Here is a 6673-nt window from a genome sequence, read left to right as displayed (position 1 = left end):
ATAAAGCGTGAAGTGGTCTCAAGACGGCTGGAAAATAATTTATTTTTTATTTTAGAAGACCAACGATGTTCTGCGATATTTTCTCCTGCAAGATTAATAATAAGGCCAAACTTATCAGGATTTAAATGAGGAAGATCATCCCAGGTAGCAGCATTTACGGTATTTTCAAAGTAGGTATTAATCTTTTCTTTATTTCTACTAATAACCGTGACTTCATGCCCAGAGGTAATCAACTTAGGTACCAAAACCTGCCCAATTAATCCGGTACCTCCACCGATAATGATTTTCATAGAAGCGATTCCTTTTTATGCTTTGAAAGCTCGGATTATATTATAAATATCAATCTAAAAAAACAAAAACAATTAAGAAAGTGGGGCTTTTATTTAGTAACAACAGTGTAGTAAATAGCAATAAAAATGTCCCTAACAAATGGGTTTGGTTGATTTGTTGTCCATAATGAACTAAATTTAATTTTCAGAGTATTATTTTAATCTTATGGGGAACAGGAATGTCCAAAGACAATAAATTTAAGAATGAATCGCAAGACGCACGTCGTCATGATCAACAACATGCCACTCATCCTAATGAAAAAATGAAAAAACATCATGAACAATCTAAAACAGAGAAAAAGAAATAAGTTCTGTTAAGATTTCTGCCTTTAGAATCTTATGAACGAAAGAATAAGGAGCTATAGGACTTTCAAAAACCAGAAAAAATGGTGAGAAGGTTCCTAAAAAAGATTAATTGTATTTAAAACTTTTCAGGAGGCATGCCGATTCTAAGTATCACAGTTATGCTTCCCCCCAAATTAATAAGATTTTTGGGTATGTATTTAATGAGTAGTTTTTATGATTCTTTCAGGTCAATTCCGTGAATATTGATGAATGTCTCTCGTGGGCACATCCCATAGTGCAACAGTGGTTTTCTGAACAAATTGGTTTACCAACAGAGCCTCAAACTCAGGGATGGCCACAAATACTTTCGAAACAAAATACTTTAATTTCTGCACCGACAGGCTCAGGAAAAACTTTTGCTGCCTTTCTTGTTTGTATTGATCAATTAGTCCGAAAAGCCATTTCAGGTACTTTAACCAATGAAACCGAAGTACTTTATATTTCACCTTTAAAGGCTTTAGGAAATGACATACAAAAAAACCTAATAAAACCTTTAAATGAAATTATGAAACTTGCCAAAAAGCAAGATATTCCTATGAATGAAATTAAGGTGATGGTGAGAACAGGGGATACTTCTGCTAAAGTGCGCCAGATCATGTTAAAAGAACCACCACACATTGTAGTCACCACTCCCGAGTCATTTTATATTTTACTTACAGCAGCTAAAAGCCGAGAGATTTTACGCACAGTTAAAACAGTTATTGTGGATGAAATTCATGCATTAGCAGATGATAAACGTGGCGCTCATCTAGTCTTATCGTTAGAACGACTTGAAGCTCTAACTTATTCTTCCCCATTACGCATTGGGTTATCAGCCACCCAAAAACCAGTAGAAGTTATGGCAAATTTTTTAGTAGGGAATGACCGACCTAAACCGGCAATTATTAATATTGGTCATGCAAAACATATAGATTTGGCTGTAGAGATTCCACTGAGTGAATTAGGTGCTGTGGCTTCAAATCAAATGTGGGAAGAAATTTACAATCGAATCGCCCATTTAGCCGAGCAGAATCGATCCACTTTGATTTTTGCGAATACTCGTCGCATAGCTGAGAAAACCGCGCATCATTTAGCAGAACGATTAGGAAAAAATTTGGTTGTCGCTCATCATGGTAGTTTATCTAAAAAACTTCGCTTGGATGCTGAAACTAAATTAAAAAATGGAGAATTAAAAGCCTTAGTAGCAACGGCATCGTTAGAATTAGGAATCGATATTGGTTCTATAGATTTAGTATGTCAATTAGGTTCCCCGCGATCTATTGCAGTAATGTTACAACGGGTAGGGCGCGCAGGCCATTGGCATGGAGCGGTTTCTAAAGGACGTATTTTTGCCACAACTCGTGATGAGTTATTAGAGTGTGCTGCAATTGTCAATGCTATTCAAGAAGGCGACCTAGATCAGCTTGTCATTCCTTATGAACCTATTGATATTTTAGCCCAACAAATTGTTGCTATTTGTGCAAGTGAAGATTGGCATACAGATGCGTTGTTTCTCTTAGTACAAAAAGCATTTCATTATAAGTATTTAAATCGAAAACAATTTGATGCAGTAATTAATATGCTTGCTGAAGGAATAGTAGGTTCTCGGGGTCGTTATGGCGCTTATCTTTTTTATGATCGTATTAATGGAATAGTGAAAGGGCGCCGTGGTAGTCGATTAACAGCTATAACAAATGGCGGCGCAATTCCAGATAATGGTTTGTTTACCGTAAAAACCGAAGAATCTAATTTAGTAGTGGGTACTCTTGATGAGGATTTTGCAATTGAGAGTAGTCGTGGAGATATTATTTTGCTGGGAAGCACATCATGGAAAATTAATCGAATTGAAAGCACCAAAGGGCAGGTTATCGTCGAGGATGCACACGGAGCACCTCCTAGTGTCCCTTTTTGGCTAGGTGAAGCTCCGGAGCGAACTGCAGAACTGTCATTACGAGTTTCTCGTTTACGTGAACTTCTAAGCGCAAAATTAACTATGGCAGAAAAATCAATCACTGAGGTACAACAATGGCTTAAAACTTACTGCAAAGTAGATGAAAACGGGGCATGCCAAATTATTCAATATATTTTGCAAGGTCGAACATTATTGGGAGCAGTACCTACACAACAAAAAATCATTGCCGAGCGTTTTTTTGATGAATCAGGTGGAATGCAATTAGTTCTTCATTCGCCATTTGGTGCACGAATTAACAAAGCGTGGGGGTTTGCCTTGCGTAAGTGTTTTTGTCGTTCTTTTAATGTGGAACTACAAGCTGCTGCAACGGATAATGGTATCAATATTGCCTTGACAGAACAACACAGTTTTCCTTTGGCAGATGTGTTTAATTTTTTAAGTGCGGTTACCGCTAAAGAAATTGTAACCCAGGCTATTTTGCAATCACCTCTGTTTCCAACTCGTTGGCGTTGGAGTGCATGCCGTGCTTTGGCTCTAGTACGTTTTCGTAATGGGCGAAAGGTCCCACCTAATATCCTTAGAATACGTGCAGAAGATTTGCTTGCTACAGTTTTTCCCGATGCTGTAGCCTGTCAGGATAATCTTGATGAACATGATATTAAATTGCCCGATCATCCGTTGGTCAATGAAACAATGAAAGATGCTTTAATGGATGCATTGAACATCGAAGGGTTACTTGTTCTTTTAAATAAAATAAAAAATAAAGAAATTCAATGCATGGCTATTGATACCACAACTCCTTCAGTATTTGCCCATGAAATTTTAAATGCCAACCCTTATGCTTTTCTCGATGATGCTCCTTTGGAGGAGCGGCGAGCTCGTGCTGTGGTTATGCGTCGTACTTTACCCGCAAGTACAGTAGAAGAGTTAGGAAAATTAGATCCGAAAGTTATTAAGGAAGTACGACAGCAAGCATGGCCCGATTTAAGAAATTCAGATGAGTTACAAGATATGTTGCAAACGGTAATTGCTTTTCCCGCTCATAATTCTGACTCAGCTGTATTATGGCAAAGTTTTTTAGAAGAATTGCTAGCCGCAGGACGTGCAGGAACTGCCAGCATAGGTACCAAACTTTTTTGGTTTGCTATAGAAAAAGCCAACTCTTTTTTAGCTATTTATCCGCAAGCAACTCTTAATCAATCTTTATTAACTATAGAAACAACTCCTCTGGATCGGGAAAATGGTATACTGTACCTTATTCGGGGCTGGTTATATCATTTAGGCCCCACTACAGCTTTAGCTCTAAGTCAATTTTTAGACATAGATGAATCTGAAATTGAGTATGTCCTGATTCGTTTAGAGGCTACAGGCTTAATCTTGCGCGGAAGTTTTGAGGGAATTGCTTCTCATGAATGGTGTGAGCGTCGATTATTGGCGCGTATTCATCGATTAACCTTAGCAAAATTGCGCCAAGAAATAGAACCAGTAACACCAGTACAATTTGTTCGCTGGCTATTAACCTGGCAACATGTTGCACCAGGAACTCAATTAAGTGGTGAACAAGGATTATTAACAATAATTGAGCAATTACAAGGCTTTGAACTACCCGCCAAAGCTTGAGAATCACATATTTTTACCCAACGCATAAAAAATTATGATCCTCTACTTTTGGATAAATTATGCCTTATGGGCATCATTGGGTGGGGTCGGCTTTCCTCAACAATGAGTCACACCGATAATTTTTTAGAGAATAAGCGCGTGGTACCTACTAGTATCGCCCCAATTACTTTTTTCTTACGAGAAACCTCTTTTTGGCTGATTGAGTTGAAAGAAGGTGTTAAAGAGGAAATTTTGGTAAATTTAAGCTACATTGCACAGGATATTTATCGTTATCTATTAAAAAATGGTGCTTCTTTTTTTATGGATATTACTGATGGAGTGGGTCATCTTAAGTCGGAAGTTGAAATGGGATTGTGGGAATTGGTTACTGCTGGACTTACTACTGCAGATCTTTTTGATAATTTACGTTCTTTAATTGATCCTCGCCGTCGTTTGATTAAAAGAAAACGCCGTGTAGTTAGGCATCAATACAGTTCAGGTCGTTGGTCACTTTTAAAAAAGAGTCTGCATTCATTTAACAATGAACAAATTGAAGCTACTTGTTGGATATTACTTAAAAGATACGGGGTTGTTTTTCGCGATCTTTTAGCACGAGAAAAAAATATTCCTCGCTGGCGAGAGTTGCACACTGTATTTAGACGATTAGAAGAACGTGGTGAAATAAGAGGAGGGCGTTTTATAGAGGGATTCTTAGGCGAGCAATTTGCGTTACCTTATGCAGTAGAATCACTACGTGTCATTAAAAATAAAGAGTTGAGTACTGAACAAATTTCCATAGCTGCGGTGGATCCTCTCAATCTATCAGGATTCATTTTGCCAGGTCCTCGTGTTGCAGCTGTTTCTGGAGGAACTGTTTTTCTTAATACTTTGCTCAAGTCCTCATTTCCTCCAGAAAAACTGAGTGATGATAGTTAAAATATCGACAAACTCAAATTTTAAATATATTTTTACTATACTGTTTAAGTTACACGTGTTAATAATAAAAAGTGAAATAAGGAAATTGCTTATTCTGGTATCGATTAAGGAGAAAATTATGGGTTATGTTCTAGGTTGGTTATTGGGCATTCCAGTGAGTATTTTAATAATAATCTGGTTAGTATCACATATTTAATAAAAAAATAAGGACATTATTATGATTACTGAAAATTCAACAAGCTATGAAAAATGTTATAAATCGAATTTCACTCATTTACATTGGACAGCAATTTTTGCTGGAGCAATAGTAGGTATCGGTCTGGCTTTTTTATTAGATGTTTTTGGAATAGCAATCGGTTTAAGCGCATACAGTTCAACTTCTCATGGAGCTGTTATTGCTATAGGTGGTTTTTTAGGTATATTAATTGGCGTAATTGTTGCAATGGGTACAGCGGGTTTTGTAGCGGGTTATTTAAGCAGATTTAATCACTGTTGTTGTCATGGTGGAGTTTTACATGGCTTTATTACCTGGAGTATTGCTTTAATATTAAGCGCTCTATTGATAATGCCTCTGAGCCGTTATGTTTCCTTTTATGAAGATAGTTTGTATCCAGCAGTAGCTTCTATCGAGGCTCCTCCCTCTAATGCCCAACCTAATGTTTCAGCTGCGGGAAATCAAAATGTAACTACAGAAGTAAAAAATTTAGCATGGAGCAGCTGGATTTTGTTTATTTTGTTTTTTGTTGGTGCATTATCCAGTTGTATTGGGGCATGCTGTGGAATGGGTTGTAAAAAAGACGAGATAAATCATCCTATGCATACCATCGAATAATCCTGATATGACCAGCTACTAATCTTAGGGCGTGTTTTAAATTCTTTGTCGTGTGAATATTAAAACATGTCCTAAGCTTTAACTATGATGAAGATCAAAATCTAGGCTATCGATAATCTACTTATCGACGATAGCTTTTAAAAATGAAAAGTGATCTAGTTAACCCTATTTTGTTGTTATTTTAATGATCCTAATTCGAAAGTTCATAAAAAATCTTGCTATATAGCATATACATTTATCGAAGTGATGAAAAATTTAAATTTAGCAAATCTTACTGAGGCTCTTATCCTTCTGCTTCGGGACAAAAATAATGATGTTAAATGTTCTGTGGGTTATTAGATGTCCAATAAGTGAAATTACTCCATTGCTTAAAGATAATAATTTCTTGATCCCAAATAGGGCTTGTGAATGTTTAACTGCTATAGTTAATGATAACTTAAGTGTAATTGCCCATATCTCCACAATAATAGATTTTCTCAACCACTCCCAAGCCGGAATTCACCTTAAATTCCTAGTCTTAGTAAAGATTATAGAGGTTATTTAACTATTTGCTGCTTTAGTTCTTTGCTGGATTAATCATCGTTCAATGTCAACTAAGCAATAAATAAATGAATGTCCTACAATTATTAAATCAGTCACAATTTGTGAAAAGTAAATTTAGGTCTTTCATTTTAAATTTTGCTTAATTTTTGTCTTCTTTGACGTTATGTTAGCTTGAACAAAAATGGGTTAGAGTATTAG

At 36.4% G+C, this 6673-nt stretch carries 5 protein-coding genes and 1 pseudogene; 5 read left to right on the top strand and 1 reads right to left on the bottom strand.

The annotated features are described in order from the left end of the window. Positions 1-290 (bottom strand): NAD-dependent epimerase/dehydratase family protein (locus WA877_RS11030; protein ID WP_425170968.1); only part of this gene is annotated, 290 nt, incomplete at its 3' end. A 218-nt stretch (positions 291-508) separates the two neighbouring features. On the opposite strand from WA877_RS11030, the gene WA877_RS11025 reads away from it, so the two are divergent. From WA877_RS11025 to WA877_RS11005, 5 genes and pseudogenes are all read left to right on the top strand, one after another. Further along, entirely contained in the window at positions 509-637 is a 129-nt protein-coding gene (locus WA877_RS11025) for a hypothetical protein (protein WP_425170967.1), read from the top strand. Between the two features lie 50 nt (positions 638-687). Then, positions 688-744 (top strand): annotated as a pseudogene (locus tag WA877_RS11020) (DUF6496 domain-containing protein); the annotation flags it as partial. A 126-nt stretch (positions 745-870) separates the two neighbouring features. Then, complete coding sequence (locus WA877_RS11015; RefSeq protein ID WP_425170966.1) at positions 871-4185, top strand: DEAD/DEAH box helicase; 3315 nt, start codon at positions 871-873, stop codon at positions 4183-4185. A 48-nt stretch (positions 4186-4233) separates the two neighbouring features. Next, positions 4234-5100, top strand: coding sequence for an Lhr family helicase (locus WA877_RS11010; protein WP_425170965.1), 867 nt, complete (start codon positions 4234-4236; stop codon positions 5098-5100). Positions 5101-5317: 217 nt separating this feature from the next. Next, positions 5318-5932: a hypothetical protein gene (locus WA877_RS11005; protein ID WP_425170964.1), complete on the top strand. Its 615-nt coding sequence runs from the start codon at positions 5318-5320 to the stop codon at positions 5930-5932. The last annotated feature ends 741 nt before the right edge of the window (positions 5933-6673 follow it).

It is taken from the genome of Legionella sp. (assembly GCF_049790535.1).
Classification (GTDB): domain Bacteria; phylum Pseudomonadota; class Gammaproteobacteria; order Legionellales; family Legionellaceae; genus Legionella.
Note: the sequence above shows the minus strand (reverse complement) of the source record. Positions and strands in the feature narration are given on the sequence as shown.

Bases quoted from the DNA above. Each gene is read 5' to 3' on its own strand.
- WA877_RS11025 (WP_425170967.1), top strand. From the start codon at position 509: ATGTCCAAAGACAATAAATTTAAGAATGAATCGCAAGACGCACGTCGT.
- WA877_RS11005 (WP_425170964.1), top strand. From the start codon at position 5,318: ATGATTACTGAAAATTCAACAAGCTATGAAAAATGTTATAAATCGAAT.